15 protein-coding genes are annotated in these 15385 nt (G+C 54.9%); 11 read left to right on the forward strand and 4 right to left on the reverse strand.

The genetic code is table 11. The features are described 5' to 3' along the window. Positions 1 to 191: 191 nt before the first annotated feature. From C7434_RS16220 to rlmM, 4 genes are all read left to right on the forward strand, one after another. A complete protein-coding gene (locus tag C7434_RS16220; protein ID WP_006120783.1) occupies positions 192 to 413 on the forward strand; it encodes a YgdI/YgdR family lipoprotein in 222 nt (73 codons plus the stop codon). Positions 414 to 749: 336 nt separating this feature from the next. Further along, a complete protein-coding gene (locus C7434_RS16225; RefSeq protein ID WP_006120782.1) occupies positions 750 to 1667 on the forward strand; it encodes a transcriptional regulator GcvA in 918 nt (305 codons plus the stop codon). A 50-nt stretch (positions 1668 to 1717) separates the two neighbouring features. Then, positions 1718 to 2113, forward strand: coding sequence for a DUF423 domain-containing protein (locus C7434_RS16230; RefSeq protein ID WP_014605150.1), 396 nt, complete (start codon positions 1718 to 1720; stop codon positions 2111 to 2113). Further along, a complete protein-coding gene (gene rlmM, locus C7434_RS16235) occupies positions 2106 to 3206 on the forward strand; it encodes a 23S rRNA (cytidine(2498)-2'-O)-methyltransferase RlmM (RefSeq protein WP_033739577.1) in 1101 nt (366 codons plus the stop codon). The genes C7434_RS16230 and rlmM overlap by 8 nt, the downstream gene beginning before the upstream one ends. Positions 3207 to 3245: 39 nt before the next feature. Here the strand turns inward: rlmM and xni are convergent, their stop codons facing one another. From xni to queF, 3 genes are all read right to left on the reverse strand, one after another. Then, positions 3246 to 4004 carry a flap endonuclease Xni gene (gene xni / locus C7434_RS16240; protein WP_006120779.1) on the reverse strand — a complete coding sequence of 253 codons (759 nt, stop codon included), beginning with the start codon at positions 4002 to 4004 and terminating at the stop codon, positions 3246 to 3248. 33 nt (positions 4005 to 4037) lie between these two features. Then, complete coding sequence (ppnN, locus tag C7434_RS16245; RefSeq protein WP_006120778.1) at positions 4038 to 5402, reverse strand: nucleotide 5'-monophosphate nucleosidase PpnN; 1365 nt, start codon at positions 5400 to 5402, stop codon at positions 4038 to 4040. 169 nt (positions 5403 to 5571) lie between these two features. Continuing rightward, entirely contained in the window at positions 5572 to 6417 is an 846-nt protein-coding gene (gene queF, locus C7434_RS16250; protein ID WP_033739575.1) for an NADPH-dependent 7-cyano-7-deazaguanine reductase QueF, read from the reverse strand. A 61-nt stretch (positions 6418 to 6478) separates the two neighbouring features. Between queF and syd the strand changes: the two genes are divergently transcribed. The 4 genes from syd (at position 6479) to C7434_RS16270 (ending at position 9172) form a co-directional block, all read left to right on the forward strand. Continuing rightward, positions 6479 to 7027 (forward strand): SecY-interacting protein, encoded by a 549-nt coding sequence (gene syd, locus C7434_RS16255; RefSeq protein WP_006120776.1) that lies wholly within the window; start codon positions 6479 to 6481, stop codon positions 7025 to 7027. Positions 7028 to 7604: 577 nt separating this feature from the next. Then, complete coding sequence (locus C7434_RS16260; protein ID WP_006120775.1) at positions 7605 to 7934, forward strand: YqcC family protein; 330 nt, start codon at positions 7605 to 7607, stop codon at positions 7932 to 7934. Next, positions 7934 to 8713 (forward strand): tRNA pseudouridine(65) synthase TruC, encoded by a 780-nt coding sequence (gene truC / locus C7434_RS16265; protein ID WP_006120774.1) that lies wholly within the window; start codon positions 7934 to 7936, stop codon positions 8711 to 8713. Before C7434_RS16260 ends, truC begins: the two co-directional genes overlap by 1 nt. A gap of 12 nt (positions 8714 to 8725) precedes the next feature. Further along, positions 8726 to 9172 (forward strand): flavodoxin, encoded by a 447-nt coding sequence (locus tag C7434_RS16270; protein ID WP_033739574.1) that lies wholly within the window; start codon positions 8726 to 8728, stop codon positions 9170 to 9172. A gap of 85 nt (positions 9173 to 9257) precedes the next feature. Here C7434_RS16270 and garD read toward each other — a convergent pair whose 3' ends face one another. After that, a complete protein-coding gene (gene garD, locus C7434_RS16275) occupies positions 9258 to 10817 on the reverse strand; it encodes a galactarate dehydratase (RefSeq protein ID WP_033739573.1) in 1560 nt (519 codons plus the stop codon). Positions 10818 to 11327: 510 nt separating this feature from the next. Between garD and C7434_RS16280 the strand changes: the two genes are divergently transcribed. From C7434_RS16280 to gudD, 3 genes are read left to right on the forward strand one after another with little or no spacing between them, the layout of a single operon-like run. Continuing rightward, a complete protein-coding gene (locus tag C7434_RS16280; RefSeq protein WP_033739571.1) occupies positions 11328 to 12683 on the forward strand; it encodes an MFS transporter in 1356 nt (451 codons plus the stop codon). Then, entirely contained in the window at positions 12680 to 14026 is a 1347-nt protein-coding gene (locus tag C7434_RS16285) for an enolase C-terminal domain-like protein (RefSeq protein WP_133745656.1), read from the forward strand. Before C7434_RS16280 ends, C7434_RS16285 begins: the two co-directional genes overlap by 4 nt. A 10-nt stretch (positions 14027 to 14036) precedes the next feature. Then, entirely contained in the window at positions 14037 to 15368 is a 1332-nt protein-coding gene (gudD, locus tag C7434_RS16290; RefSeq protein ID WP_054687125.1) for a glucarate dehydratase, read from the forward strand. Positions 15369 to 15385: the final 17 nt, after the last annotated feature.

Consider the following 15385-nt stretch of genomic DNA (forward strand, 5'->3'; position numbering starts at 1 on the left):
ATTATCAGACTCAGGCTGAAAGATGGATGTCTGTCTGGCAAAGCTGGAAAAGCGGGTTATGCTGAATATTGCAAGGTAAAAACTTCACCCGCATGGCGATACGACATTCTGATAGTCGATCCCACTTGACCATTTCTCGGGTCAGCGTAACGCGGGCGGTTTGGTGCAATCAATCTGCAAGGAGATAGAAGATGAAAAAACTCGCCGCAATGCTGGCCGTTTGTACAATGGCCTTTACCCTGGCTGCCTGTTCAAGCAACTACGTAATGCATACCAATGACGGACGCACTATCGTTGCTGAAGGTAAACCAAGAGTCGATACTGATACCGGTATGATTAGCTATAAAGATGCGAATGGCAATGAGCAGCAGATTAACCGTTCAGATGTGAAAGAAATGGTTGAGATGAAGTAATCCGCGCATAAAAAAAGCACCGCAATTTGCGGTGCTACTCAATATCACAATGGACAGACAGGGTAAATCTACAGGAAATAAAAAAGCTTGATCTGTAAAGGTCAGATCAAAATTGCAAACACAACATCACGACCACAAGCCAAAAGCTTTCAGAAAATCTGCGAACTCACTCACAAATCTAAAAACTTTTCGTTCCGGCTCAGGAAGTACCGCAACTATAGGTATTTGCTGGAGCTTCCTCAACGGACAATTTATAATGTCTCGGATTATAAATTCTAATACGTTAAGGCTTTGTATTAGTCCGCGTATTTTTTGCCAGGCTGGCTATGGATAACCATGTCAAAACGTCTTCCTCCCCTGAATGCACTGCGGGTATTTGATGCCGCAGCACGCCATTTAAGCTTTACCAAAGCCGCTGAAGAGCTGTTTGTGACCCAGGCTGCTGTCAGTCACCAGATCAAATCACTGGAAGATTTTCTGGGACTGAAGCTGTTCAGACGGCGAAACCGGTCGCTTTTACTCACCGAGGAAGGCCAAAGTTACTATCTGGATATCAAAGAAATTTTCTCTGCGCTCAACGAGGCGACGCGTAAACTGCAGGCACGCAGCGCCAAAGGGGCGTTGACGGTGAGTTTGCTGCCAAGCTTTGCGATTCAGTGGCTGGTCCCGCGTCTTTCCAGCTTTAATCTGGCTTATCCGGGAATTGACGTCCGCATTCAGGCGGTCGATCGGGATGAAGAGAAGCTGGCCGATGATGTGGACGTGGCCATTTTCTATGGCCGGGGAAACTGGCCAGGCCTGCGGGTCGAAAAACTCTATGCCGAATATTTGCTGCCGGTTTGTTCGCCATCGCTGATGACGGGTGAAAATCCCCTGAAAACGCCCATGGATCTGGCTCGTTTTACACTGTTGCATGATGCTTCCCGCCGTGACTGGCAGGCGTATATCCGTCAGTCAGGCGTCCAGCATATCAATGTGCAACAGGGGCCCATTTTCAGCCACAGCGCGATGGTGCTGCAGGCGGCCATCCATGGGCAGGGCGTTGCCCTGGCCAATAATGTTATGGCGCAAAGCGAAATCGAAGCGGGACGGTTGATTTGTCCGTTTAATGACGTTTTAGTGAGCAAAAATGCTTTTTATCTGGTTTGTCATGACAGTCAGGCAGAACTGGGTAAAATAGCCGCCTTTCGACAGTGGATCCTCGCCAAAGCGGCTACCGAACAAGAAAAATTCCGCTTTCGTTATGATCAGTAACTTTTTTATTTTTTTGCAGGGACCTGCAAACGCACCTTGAGGATACATTCATGTCCAGACGTGCCATGTTTATTTTTGCGGCCATCAGTGGGTTTTTCCTGGTGGCATTTGGTGCTTTTGGTGCTCATGTGTTGAATAAAACGCTGGGAGCGACTGAAATGGCCTGGATTCATACCGGGCTGGAATACCAGGCTTATCATACGCTGGCTGTGCTGGGGCTGGGAGCGGCGATGCTTTATCGCTGTAATATCTGGTTCTACTGGAGCAGCGCCTCTATGGCACTGGGTACCGTATTATTCAGCGGCAGCCTCTATTCCCTGGCGCTGTCGCACTTAACGTTTTTTGTTTTTATCACGCCAGTCGGGGGGCTGTTCTTCCTCGTTGGCTGGCTATTGATGTTGATTGGCGCACTGCGTCTTAAAACCAAGGCAGAACGCCATGAATAAAGTTTTACTGTATTGCCGCGCTGGCTTTGAAAAAGAGTGTGCGGCGGAAATTAGTGCTAAAGCCGCCGAGCGCAATGTTTACGGCTTTCCTCGGGTTAAAGAGGATGCAGGTTATGTCCTGTTTGAGTGCTACCAGCAGCCCGATGCGGAGAGACTGATCCGCGAGTTGCCGTTTGAGCAGTTGATTTTTGCCCGTCAGATGCTGGTTGTTGGCGAACTGCTGCGGGATCTGCCCCAGGACGATCGTATTTCCCCCATCGTAGGCATGTTAAGCGGCGTGGTGGAAAAGGGTGGGGAACTGCGTGTTGAAGTGCCGGACACCAACGAAGCCAAAGAGCTCACCAGGTTCTGCCGCAAGTTTACCGTCCCGCTGCGCGCCAGCCTGCGTGAGAGCAAAATCCTGCTCAGCTATGAAAGCCCAAAACGCCCGGTCGTGCATGTGTTCTTTATCGCCCCCGGCACCTGCTACGTTGGGTATTCACTGCCGGAGAACAGCTCACCCTTTTATATGGGCATTCCGCGTCTTAAGTTCCCGTCTGATGCGCCGAGTCGGTCCACGCTTAAGCTGGAAGAGGCCTTTCACGTTTTTGTTCCGGCCGATGAGTGGGATGAACGTCTGGCCAGTGGAATGTATGCCGTCGATTTGGGGGCCTGTCCAGGCGGCTGGACCTATCAACTGGTACAGCGCAGCATGATGGTTTACGCCGTGGATAACGGGCCGATGGCGCCCAGCCTGATGGAGACCGGCCAGGTTTTTCACGAGCGTGAAGACGGTTTCCGTTTCCGTCCGCCCCGCACCAACATCAGCTGGCTGGTCTGCGACATGGTGGAAAAGCCGGCTCGCGTGGCGAACCTGATGGCGGACTGGCTGGTCAACGGCTGGTGCCGCGAAGCCATATTTAACCTGAAACTGCCCATGAAGAAGCGCTACGAAGAAGTCACGCAGAATCTGGCCATGATCGAGCAGCGGCTCAATGAAAATGGCGTTAACGCGCAGATTCGGGCACGTCAGCTTTATCACGATCGTGAAGAAGTGACAGTGCACATTCGTCGCATCTGGGCCGCTGTCGGTGGCCGCCGCGACGAGCGTTAACCCTGCTGACCGGGCACGATTGTGCCCGGTCTGATATGATTAGCCGCCATGGTAACGCAGTAAATTCAGATTCCCTTCCAGCACCAAATCCTGTTTCAGCCGGGCCACATCGCGGCTGATCAGCGCCATCTCCTGTCCGGCCTGTAACTTATTACGCCATTTGGTCGGCACCTGATCCAACTGCTGATACAGCGATTCCAGTGAACCAAACTGCTGTAGCAGTTCCCGGGCGCTTTTGGGGCCAATGCCTGCGATGCCGGGAATTTTACTGCTGCTGATGCCGCACAATCCCCAGTAGTCAGGCAGCAACGCGGGTGCAACGCCGAATTCGGCTTCAATAAAAGGCACATCCAGCCAGCGCTTTTGAAAATAGTCACGGATGCGAATCGTCGGTGCCAGTAACTGGCAGTAACCTTTGTCGGTTGAAACGATGGTCGCCTGATGACCAGCCTGCGCCATTTTGACCGCCAGCGTCGCCGCCAGATCGTCGGCTTCATCCTGGTCGGCTATCCAGCAACTGACGCCCGCGTTTCGAAAGGCGTCCTTCAGCGCGGGCATTTCGGCCTGCAAATCGTCGGGCATCGGTGGGCGTCCACTTTTATAGTCAGGCAACAACTGGTGCCGCCATCCCTGATGGCGGGCTTCACCATCAAACACCGCCACCACGTGCGTCGGCCGCGTGTGCCCCAGAAGCTGACGCAGCGCGCCTACGCAACTGTCGACGCAGGGCGAGCCTTGTACCGCATGCAGGCGACGAATTAAATTGAGGGCGTCAACAATGAGTAAGTGAAGAGACATAAGATATGGGCAGCCCGCAGGCTGCCTCCAGATTTACTTGATGATTTCGTAGCACGGAATATAGGCAGTGCCGGGCAGTTTCATACGTTGCTGCGCCACAAAGCCCTGTAGCAGTTCATCCATGCGGTGCATGATGTCGGCATCGCCGTGCAGTTTGTAAGGGCCTTTTTCGCGGATTTCGCGAATGCCCATCTCTTTGACGTTTCCTGCAACAATCCCAGAGAAGGCCCGGCGCAAATCCGCCGCCAGTTTTTCTGGAGCCTGGTTTGTGTAGAGATTGAGGTTGGCCATATTTTCATGCGTTGGCATAAACGGCACCTGCAGATCCTGAGCAATACGCATTGACCAGTTAAAACTGTAGGCGTCACCGGTTTCACGGCGATGCTCTTTCACCTGCGGCATGGCTTTTCTCATCAGACGGGCAACTTCAGCAGCATCGTCAATGATGATCTGATAATGCTTACGTGCCTGCTCGCCGAGCGTGCTGACAATGAAGTCGTCCAGTACGCGGAAATAATCGGCGCTCTCTTTCGGGCCGGTCAGAATAAGCGGCAGAACCTGATGCGCGTTCTGTGGATTCATCAGAATGCCCAACAGATAGAGGAACTCCTCTGCGGTACCCACGCCGCCCGGGAAGATGATGATGCCGTGCGCGATGCGCACAAAGGCTTCCAGGCGCTTTTCGATATCCGGCATGATGATAAGTTCGTTCACCAGCGGATTCGGTGGCTCAGCCGCGATAATAGACGGCTCAGTTAACCCGATAAAGCGGCTGTCACGATAGCGCTGCTGGGCATGGCCCACGGCGGCACCTTTCATCGGCGCTTCCATCACGCCCGGTCCACAACCGGTACAAATGTTCAGCTCACGCAGCCCCAGTTGCGTGCCCACGTTGCGACAATACTGGTATTCCACCGCGTTGATCGAGTGGCCACCCCAGCAGACAACGGTATTGGGATATTCACCCACATGCAGGGCGCGGGCATTGCGCAAAATGGAAAACACCGTGTTGGTGATGGTGGCTGAGTCGTTGTCCTCTTCGCAGGGTAAACGCCCCGAGCTGGCGAGCTGGCCATTCACAAACAGGATGTCGCGCAAGACGGCAAACAGGTTGGCCTGGAGTGAACGGATGATACGACCGTCGACGAAGGCTTCTTCCGGGGGATTAATCAGTTCCAGCTTAACGCCGCGCTCACGGCGCAGTACGTTGATGTCGAAGTTCTCAAAACGCGACAGCAGTTCATGGCTGCTGTCAGTCTGACTGCCAGAGTTGAGTACGGCGAGCGAGCAGTTACGGAAAAGTTGATACAAATCGCTGCTGGCCGTGCGCTTCAGCATATCTACTTCCAGTTGGGAGAGCAGATCCATAGAGCCAAGAGGGCTGACATGTGTAATCAAATGAACTCCTTTGCACCCGCTGGGGTGATAACTGACACTGCAAATGCAGTGACCAAAATCCCTGGTTGGCAACCCGCAGGTTACCGCCCTGTCCAGAGTAGCCTTGTCGGCAAGGTTTGCTCAAGTGGAACCGTATGCGCGTTTAACAGTCTGAGAAAGGATTCGCAAACTATTGACGAACCAGACGAGAATGGCCCGGCGTAAAGGGCACATTACTGCGCCACGGATTGATATCCAGTCCACCCCGTCGCGTGTAACGTGCGTAGACGGTCAGCTGTGATGGCTGACAAAAGCGCATCAGGTCGTTGAAAATACGCTCCACGCACTGTTCATGAAACTCATTATGCTGACGAAATGAAACGATATAGCGCAGCAGAGCTTCACGATCGATGCGCGGGCCCTGATAGCGAATCATTACCGATCCCCAGTCAGGCTGATTGGTGATCAAACAGTTGGATTTAAGCAGATGGCTGACCAGCGTTTCTTGCACCTGTTCCTGACCGGCGGCGTCGATCAGATAATCGGCATTGAAGCCGTAATCTTCAATCTCGATGTCCTGCTCATCAATGCAGGTGCCCGCAAAGTGGCCGACAGGCTGACCTTCGATCTCCTGTAAGCGAAACAGCGCCACACGGACATCGCCCTCGGCACAGGCGCGCAGGTCCTGCTCCAGCGTCTGGCGTACCTCGGCCCAGTCTGTAAATCGCGTCTGGTTAAAGCTGTTAAGGTAGAGCTTAAAACTCTTTGATTCGATAAGATTACGGCTCCGGGCATCAAGCTCGACTTCGCCCACGGCCACCTGGGGCACGCCTTTGCTGTTGAGCCATGAGAGTTCATAGAGCGTCCAGATATCACTGCCCGAGAACGGCAAATTATCGGGATAAAGGCCCAAAGGCTCGCGATTCATGCTGCGCGGCACGGCCTGTAATAAGCTGTTGTCATAGCGATCGTGATACGCTGTAGGCTTGCCCAGCGTCAGGTTGCTCAGTGCCGGGTCCGGCTGGTAAGAAGACATAACGGTTACCACTAGAGTCATCAAAGTGAGTAAGTGTAACCTATCAGAAGTGAGAATTTGAATGATGCAGCAAACCGCTGAAGCGTTAACGGATTTTACCACGCGCTACTGCCAGCACTGGCAGCAGAGCCGGGGCCATGCGCCAGCCAGTCGCGATCTTTATGGTATTCCTTCCCCCTGTTTGCTGGAAAACCGTGATGAGTGTGCGCTCTGGCAACCGCAACCCTTTACACTACCGCCCTCGCTGGAGGCGGTTGAGCGGGCGCTGGAGATTGCGCTGCAACCGCAGATTACGGCCTTTTATACGCACCAGTTCGCGGGGGACATGCAGGCCATGTGGCAGGACCACAGGCTAACGCTGCTCCAGGTCTGGAGTGAAACCGACTTTGTCCGGCTGCAGGAAAACCTGATCGGGCACCTCGTCATGCAGCGGCGCCTGAAGCAGAATCCAACACTGTTTATTGCCACCACTGCGTCAGAAGAGAACATTATTTCCCTGTGCAATCTGAGCGGTGACATCATCCTTGAAACGCCCGGTCAGAAGAAACGTATTACGCTGGCATCGGATATCTGTACTTTTCTTAATAATTTACAACCGCTTAGTGATTAATTGCAGAGATGTGCCGCTTCGCGTGTGAGAGATCTCTTACATGCCGTGTGAGAGATCGCCATATTAGCGAAACGGTGAAGTGGCGGCCGAGATGTAAAAATATTGTAAATCATTAACTTATTAGCACCGCTGTTCAATCTCTTGAACAGGATCGCGTTATATCGTGTTTTAACACCTTGTGCCCTGAGGCTTTTCTTAAGAGAATAGGTCTCGCTGACAGGACGTCATGGACAGCAGGAACCGTCAGGAAGACGGTAGCCAGGAGGCAGGAACGTAATGCTGTTACGTCACAAGGAAGGCTTCAGGACGAAGCAGGACACTCAGGAATGAGTTAAGGGACACCTCCAGGATGGAGAATGAGAGCCCCTCGGACGAGGCGGTGGGCCAGGAGGCTAAGGAGTGATCAGGATGATTCGCGGAAGGACTACGCACGGGAAAAGTTGTCAAGGATGAGCAGGGAGCATTAACGTAGCAGGAGAGCTGCAAACGAACCGGGAGCACTGTTTAATACAGTGCTCCCTTTTTTTGTGCCTGCGGGTTATCCTTGCCGCCCCTTTTTATTCGTCAGAGGTGAGGCATGACGTCAGAACAGTTTATTATGCAACGGCTTGAACAGCTCGAAGCCGTCATGCGTGAGCACGATCTGTGGCAGGTGGACGCGCCAGACGAACAGGCTTTCGCAAGCCAGCAACCTTTTTTCCTCGACACGATGCAGCCGCTGGAATGGTTGCAGTGGGTCCTGATTCCACGGGTGCAGATGCTGATTCGTGCGGGCCAGGCATTGCCAAAAAATTTTGCGGTTGCCCCCTATTTTGAAATGGCGTTAACGCCGGTTCAGCCGGGGCGCACACTGTTGTTGCTGACCTTACAGCAGCTGGATGCATTGCTGCAGGATGACCCGGTCTGATGCTGGAAATCATTTATCAGGATGCGTGGCTGGTCGCGGTGAATAAGCCCGCAGGCTGGCTGGTGCACCGCAGTTGGCTTGATCGCCATGAAACCCGGTTTGTGATGCAGACGGTACGCGACCAGATAGGCCAGCATGTTTTCACGGCGCATCGGCTGGATCGTCCCACATCAGGCGTGCTGCTGATGGGGCTGTCCAGTGAGGCAGGCCGCCTGCTGTCCCAGCAGTTTGAGCATCACCACATGGAAAAGACCTACCATGCCATTGTGCGCGGCTGGCTTGAAGGCAGTGACAGGCTGGATTATCCGTTGGTGGAAGAACTGGACAAGATCGCGGACAAATTTGTCAGCGAACCCCGTGCGCCGCAGCCGGCGGTGACCGATTACGCCGCACTGGCAACGGTAGAAATGCCGGTCGCCATCAGTCGCTATCCCACGGCACGTTACAGCCTGGTTGAGCTTAAACCGCAAACCGGGCGGAAACATCAACTCCGTCGGCACATGTCCCATTTGCGTCATCCCATCATCGGCGATTCGGCCCACGGGGATTTACGCCAGAATCGTGGTGCGGCTGCGCACTTTGGGGCCAGCCGTTTGATGCTGCATGCCAGCAGCTTATCCCTTAACCATCCTGTGACGGGCGAACCGCTGCTTATTCGTGCCGGGCTCGATCCTGTCTGGCAACGGGTGATGGAGCGGTTTGGCTGGCAGGCCTGTATTCCTGATGTTCCACGGGTTGAGTTTCTCGCAGGCTCAGGTCAGGATAGCGTTCCGGAATAAAGGGGAAAAGAAATGGCAAAGATTGGGATTTTTGTAGGCACCGTCTATGGGAACGCCTTACTGGTTGCAGAAGAAGCTGAGCCGTTGTTGCAGCAGCAGGGCCATGAGGTAACGATTTTCGAAGATCCGACACTGGCCGACTGGCAACACTATGCCAGTGATGTCGCTCTGATCATCACCTCGACCACCGGTCAGGGCGATTTTCCGGATACGATTTCCGGCCTGTTTCATGCTATGCAGGATAAGCTGGGCCATCAGCCCACGCTGCGTTATGGCGTGATAGCGTTGGGCGACAGCAGTTATGAAAATTTCTGCGGCGCAGGCAAACGTTTTGATGCATTGCTGCAGGCGCACCAGGCGAAGCGGATCGGTGACGTGTTGCTCATCGACGCCACCGAAAATCCGGAGCCAGAGTCGGTAACGTCTCCCTGGGTTGAGCAGTGGGGCAAACAGCTCTGACTGTACAGGGTGGGAAGACGGCACCCGCGTGGCTGACATGCGCGCCACGCGGGTGTCAGCACGACCTGTCTGCATAAAAACGGCATCAGGTGATCGGTGCGGGATTAAAGACCGCCAGCTGATTGCGGATGCCCCAGCGGTCTGACCAGGTTTGTTTCCGGCCGCTGGCAATGTCCAGAATTAATGTAAACAACCGCCAGCCAACCTGCTCGATGGTTTCTTCGCCCGTGGCAATCGTACCGGCGTTAATATCCATTAAATCATGCCAGCGTTCAGCCAATGCGGTACGGGTCGCCATCTTAATCACCGGAATCGCCGCCAGGCCGTAAGGCGTTCCCCTGCCTGTTGTAAAAACCTGTAAGGTGATGCCTGAGGCCAGCTGCTGCGTGCCGCAGACAAAATCGCTGGCGGGCGTGGCGGCAAAAATCAGCCCTCGTCGTGTTGGCCGTTGTCCCGGCGACAGCACTTCCACAATCGGGCTTCGGCCTGATTTGGCAATCGAGCCTAATGCTTTTTCCACCACGTTGGCCAGTCCGCCTTTCTTGTTGCCGGGCGAGGGATTGGCGCTGCGGTCCGTTTTGCCTTGATCGAGATAGCGATCATACCAGGCCATTTCCTCAATCAGTCGCTGGCCCACGGTCTGGTCAACCACGCGTGGCGTCAGCAAATGAATGGCATCCCGTACCTCCGTGACTTCAGAAAACATTACGGTGGCTCCGCAGCGTACCAGCAGATCAGCGGCGAAGCCGACGGCGGGATTCGCGGTCACGCCCGAAAACGCGTCGCTGCCGCCACACTGCATGCCAACCACCAGTTCAGAGGCCGGGCAGGTTTCGCGCTGGCGTTGATTAAGGCGGCTCAGGTGACGCTCTGCGACCTGCAAAATGTCATCCACCATGGCACCGAAGCCCACCCGGCTCTCGTCCTGCAAACGCACAATATCCGCATCGTCCAGCGAGATGGGCTGTACGTCAGGCGTGCCGGTCAGCAGGCGTTCGGGTTGTAACTTTTCGCATCCCAGACTGACCACCATGATTTCGCCGCCGAAATTGGCATTCAGGGCCAGATTATGAACGGTTCGGATCGGGATCACCGCCGCGGGGGCATTGATCGCCACGCCACAGCCATAAAGATGATTCAGCGCCACCACGCCATCAACGTTGGGATAGCGGGGCAGTAAATCACGCTCAATGATTTGCACCACATAATCCACCACGCCCGCGACGCAGTGCACGCTGGTGGTGATCCCCAACAGATTACGGGTGCCCACGCTGCCGTCGGCGTTGCGATAGCCCTCAAAGGTATAACCGTCCAGCGGCGGTAACGCCGGCGGCACATTATTCGCTAAAGGTAAATGCGCTAAGTCCGGGGCGTCCGGCAGAGCAATTAGCGATTCGTCGATCCAGCTCCCCTGGGCGATATCACGCATGGCCAGCCCAATCACCTCGCCATAGCGCAATATGGGCTGCCCACCAGGAATAGCCTGCAGCGCCACCTTGTGTCCCTGGGGAATATGCTCGGTCAGAGTTAAGCCATCACGAAACGTGGTACCGGCAGGCAGTCCCTGGCTGTTAACCACAATGGCCACGTTATCGTTTTCATGAACTTTGATATAGAGCGGTTGTTCGTTTGACAGGGGGATCATCGCTCACCTTCCAGTGCGTCGCGCCTTATTTCTGTGGCGCATTCATTATAAGAAGTCAGATGTCACAGGTTCAGTATTTGCCACCGTCAGTATAAAGAGGGGTTCTCACCTGCACATTGTGCAATTGACCTACATTCAGCCTTCAGAGACGGCCGTTTTCATGTCTTTGTACCAAATCAAGTGAAGATTCTCACAAAGCCGGCGATCGTCGGGCGTAGGAACTGGCTTTGGGTGAGGAATACCAAAATACGTGAAATGCGCCGCAGTGTTTTATGCAATAGCCCAAAAAAGCACGATTCCTTCTCCTTATTCCAGGGAGATATTCCAATGTCACCGTGAAACCCACTTCTTATACTGATTTCCGTTTCCCCGGTCAGGTTATCTGTCACGCCGCGTGAGCAATTTGCCAATAAAAAAATCGCCGTGTTTAACCTACATCTCTCTGATACCCAACGCGATGTGTATGCAGTCAGAGCGAATGTCACTTTCGCTATTTTTCAGGAGTGCATCATGAGTAGTTTTCACCAGACGTCAGAGGCGGTCCAGAAACGGACAAATGCACGCTACTGGATTGTGGTCATGTTGTTTATTGTGACCTCATTCAACTACGGCGACCGGGCGACGTTATCCATCGCTGGCTCCGCGATGGCAAAGGATATTGGCCTCGATCCCGTGGGCATGGGTTACATCTTCTCGGCGTTTTCGTGGGCCTATGTTATTGGACAAATCCCCGGCGGCTGGCTGTTGGATCGCTTTGGGTCCAAACGCGTCTATTTCTGGAGCATCTTCCTCTGGTCGTTATTTACCTTGCTGCAAGGTTTCGTGGACCTGTTCAGTGGTTACACCATCGTTATGGCGCTGTTTATGCTGCGCTTTATGGTGGGGCTGGCAGAAGCACCTTCATTTCCGGGTAACAGCCGGATTGTGGCCGCCTGGTTTCCGGCTCAGGAGCGCGGTACCGCCGTGGCCATTTTCAATTCTGCCCAGTATTTTGCGACCGTGATTTTCGCACCCATCATGGGCTGGCTAACCTCCGCAGTCGGTTGGGCTCATGTCTTCTGGTTCATGGGGGGACTGGGCATCATCCTGAGCCTTATCTGGCTCAAAGTGATTCACGATCCCAGCGATCATCCTGGCGTTAATCAGGCGGAACGGGAATACATGGAGCAGGGCGGTGCACTGATCAACATGGATCAGAAAAGCGAAAAGCAAAACGTCAGCTTCCGTGACAAGCGGTTCCAGATCAAACAGCTGCTGCAGTCACGCATGATGATCGGTATCTATATTGGCCAGTACTGCATCAACGCACTGACCTATTTCTTTATCACCTGGTTTCCGGTTTATCTGGTTCAGGCGCGCGGAATGTCGATTCTTAAAGCCGGTTTTGTTGCCTCCGTACCGGCACTGTGCGGCTTTATTGGCGGCGTGCTGGGTGGCGTGATCTCCGACTGGCTGATGCGCAAAACCGGCTCCCTGAACATTGCCCGCAAAACGCCCATTGTGCTCGGGATGCTGCTCTCGACCTCTATGGTGATATGTAACTACGTTGAAACCGACTGGGTTGTGGTGCTGTTTATGGCGACGGCCTTTTTTGGCAAAGGCATTGGTGCGTTGGGCTGGGCGGTGATGGCCGATACCGCGCCGAAGGAGATCAGCGGTCTGAGCGGCGGCCTGTTCAATATGTTTGGTAATGCGTCCGGCATTATCACGCCTGTCGCGATTGGCTACATCATTGCCTCGACCGGATCGTATAACGGTGCGCTGGTATACGTGGGTATCCACGCCTTTGTCGCGGTACTCAGTTATCTGGTGCTGGTGGATAACATCAAGCGCATTGAGCTGAAACCCGCTAAGGAGCCTGTATGAATACGCAATCCACGCCCGTTATCACCGCTATGCAGGTTGTGCCGGTGGCCGGTTACGACAGTATGCTGCTCAACATTGGGGGGGCACACAATGCCAGTTTTACCCGCAACATTGTGATACTGACGGACAGTGCGGGTCATACCGGGCTGGGTGAGGCACCGGGAGGCGAGACCATTTATCAGACCTTGCTGGATGCCGTACCGCAGGTGACAGGTCAGCAGGTCGCCTGCCTGAACCGGCTGGTACAGCAGGTGCATCGGGGCAATCAGTCTGCGGATTTCGAGACCTTTGGCAAGGGCGCCTGGACGTTTGAACTGCGCGTAAATGCGGTTGCGGCGCTGGAGGCCGCGCTGCTGGATCTGCTGGGGCAATGTCTGGGCGTGCCGGTCGCCGAGCTGCTGGGGCCGGGTAAACAACGCGATGCGGTCACGGTGTTGGGTTACCTGTTCTATATTGGCGACCGGCGCAAAACCGATCTGCCTTACCTCACTGGTGAGAACGCGCAGCATGACTGGTATCGGCTGCGTCATCAGGAAGCCCTGAGCAGTGAGGCCATCGTCAGGCTGGCGGAAGCGGCTCAGGATAAATACGGATTTCACGATTTTAAACTCAAGGGCGGTGTGCTGCCGGGCGAACAGGAAATCGCGACCGCGCAGGCGTTGAAAAAACGCTTTCCCGATGCGCGTATCACCGTTGATCCTAACGGCGCCTGGCGGCTGGACGAGGCGATCCGGCTGTGTAAAGGCATGCAGGATGTCCTGACCTATGCAGAAGATCCCTGTGGGGCGGAGCAGGGTTATTCCGGGCGTGAGGTGATGGCGGAGTTTCGGCGCGCGACGGGCCTGCCGGTCGCCACCAATATGATCGCCACCAACTGGCGCGAGATGCAGCATGCACTGATGCTCAACGCGATCGATATCCCGCTGGCCGATCCCCATTTCTGGACGCTGAGCGGTGCCGTGCGGGTCGCTCAGCTGTGCGAAGAATGGGGACTCACCTGGGGCTGTCACTCCAATAACCACTTTGATATTTCCCTGGCCATGTTTACCCATGTCGGCGCTGCGGCACCCGGTAACCCCACCGCGATAGACACGCACTGGATCTGGCAGGAGGGCGACCAGCGCCTGACGAAAAATCCACTGCCGATTCAGCAGGGAAAAATTGCAGTGCCCACTGCACCGGGCCTGGGCATTGAACTGGACTGGGCGCAACTGCGGCGGGCAAACGAACGCTACAAATCACTGCCAGCGGGCGGACGTAATGACGCGACGGCCATGCAGTACCTGGTTCCCGGCTGGACATTTGACCGTAAACGCCCGGCTTTTGGCCGGGCCTCTGCTTAAGGGATAACAGATGAACACGACACCGAAGATCACCGCCATGCAGGTCATTCCGGTCGCCGGCTATGACAGTATGTTACTGAACCTGAGCGGCGCCCATTCACCTTTCTTTACCCGTAATATCGTCATCCTTGAAGATAATGCCGGCAATACGGGCCTGGGAGAAATCCCCGGCGGCGAAAAGATACGCCAGACGCTGGAAGAGGCTGCCGCGCAGGTGGTGGGTAAAACGGTGGGTGAATATAAAAATATCCTGAATCTGGTGCGCACGTCTTATGCCGATCGGGATGCCGGTGGGCGCGGTAATCAGACGTTTGACCTGCGCACCACCATTCACGTCGTCACCGGCATCGAAGCCGCGCTGCTGGATCTGCTGGGACAGCATCTGGGCGTGAATGTCGCCTCACTGTTAGGGGACGGGCAGCAGCGCGACAGCGTCGAGATGCTGGGTTACCTGTTTTACGTCGGCGACCGCCGAAAAACCACCTTGCCTTATCAGAACCAGGACAGCGAGACCTGTGACTGGTATCGCCTGCGTCATGAGGAAGCGCTCACGCCTGAGGCCGTGGTCAGGCTGGCCGAAGCGGCCTATGAAAAATACGGCTTTAACGACTTTAAACTGAAAGGCGGTGTGCTGAACGGCCATGATGAGGCGGAAGCGATCGCTGCGCTGGCGAAGCGTTTCCCCCAGGCGCGTATCACGATCGATCCCAACGGGGCCTGGTCGCTTGAGGAGGCCATCGCGCTGGGTAAACAGCTTAAAGGTGTGCTGGCCTATGCAGAGGATCCCTGTGGCGCAGAGCAGGGCTACTCCGGACGCGAAGTTATGGCCGAATTTCGGCGCGCCACCGGCCTGCCTACCGCCACCAATATGATCGCTACAGACTGGCGTCAGATGGGACACACCTTGTCTTTACAGTCAGTCGATATCCCGCTGGCCGATCCGCACTTCTGGACGATGCAGGGATCCGTGCGCGTGGCGCAAATGTGCCATGAATTTGGCCTGACGTGGGGTTCCCATTCCAACAACCATTTCGATATTTCCCTGGCGATGTTCACGCACGTTGCGGCCGCCGCACCGGGCAACATCACCGCCATTGATACGCACTGGATCTGGCAGGAGGGCAATCAACGGCTCACAAAAGCGCCTTTCCAGATTGAAGGTGGCAGGGTGGCAGTGCCGCAGAAGCCGGGCCTGGGTATTGAGCTGGACAGGGAGCGGGTGATGCAGGCTAATGCGCTTTATCAAAAGCATGGCCTGGGTGCCCGTGATGATGCACAGGCCATGCAGTTTCTGATTCCGCAGTGGACGTTCGATCACAAGCGTCCGTGCCTGGTGCGTTAACGTTTTTGGGCTTCCTG

This window comes from Pantoea sp. PNA 14-12 (assembly GCF_004364735.1).
GTDB lineage: Bacteria > Pseudomonadota > Gammaproteobacteria > Enterobacterales > Enterobacteriaceae > Pantoea > Pantoea stewartii.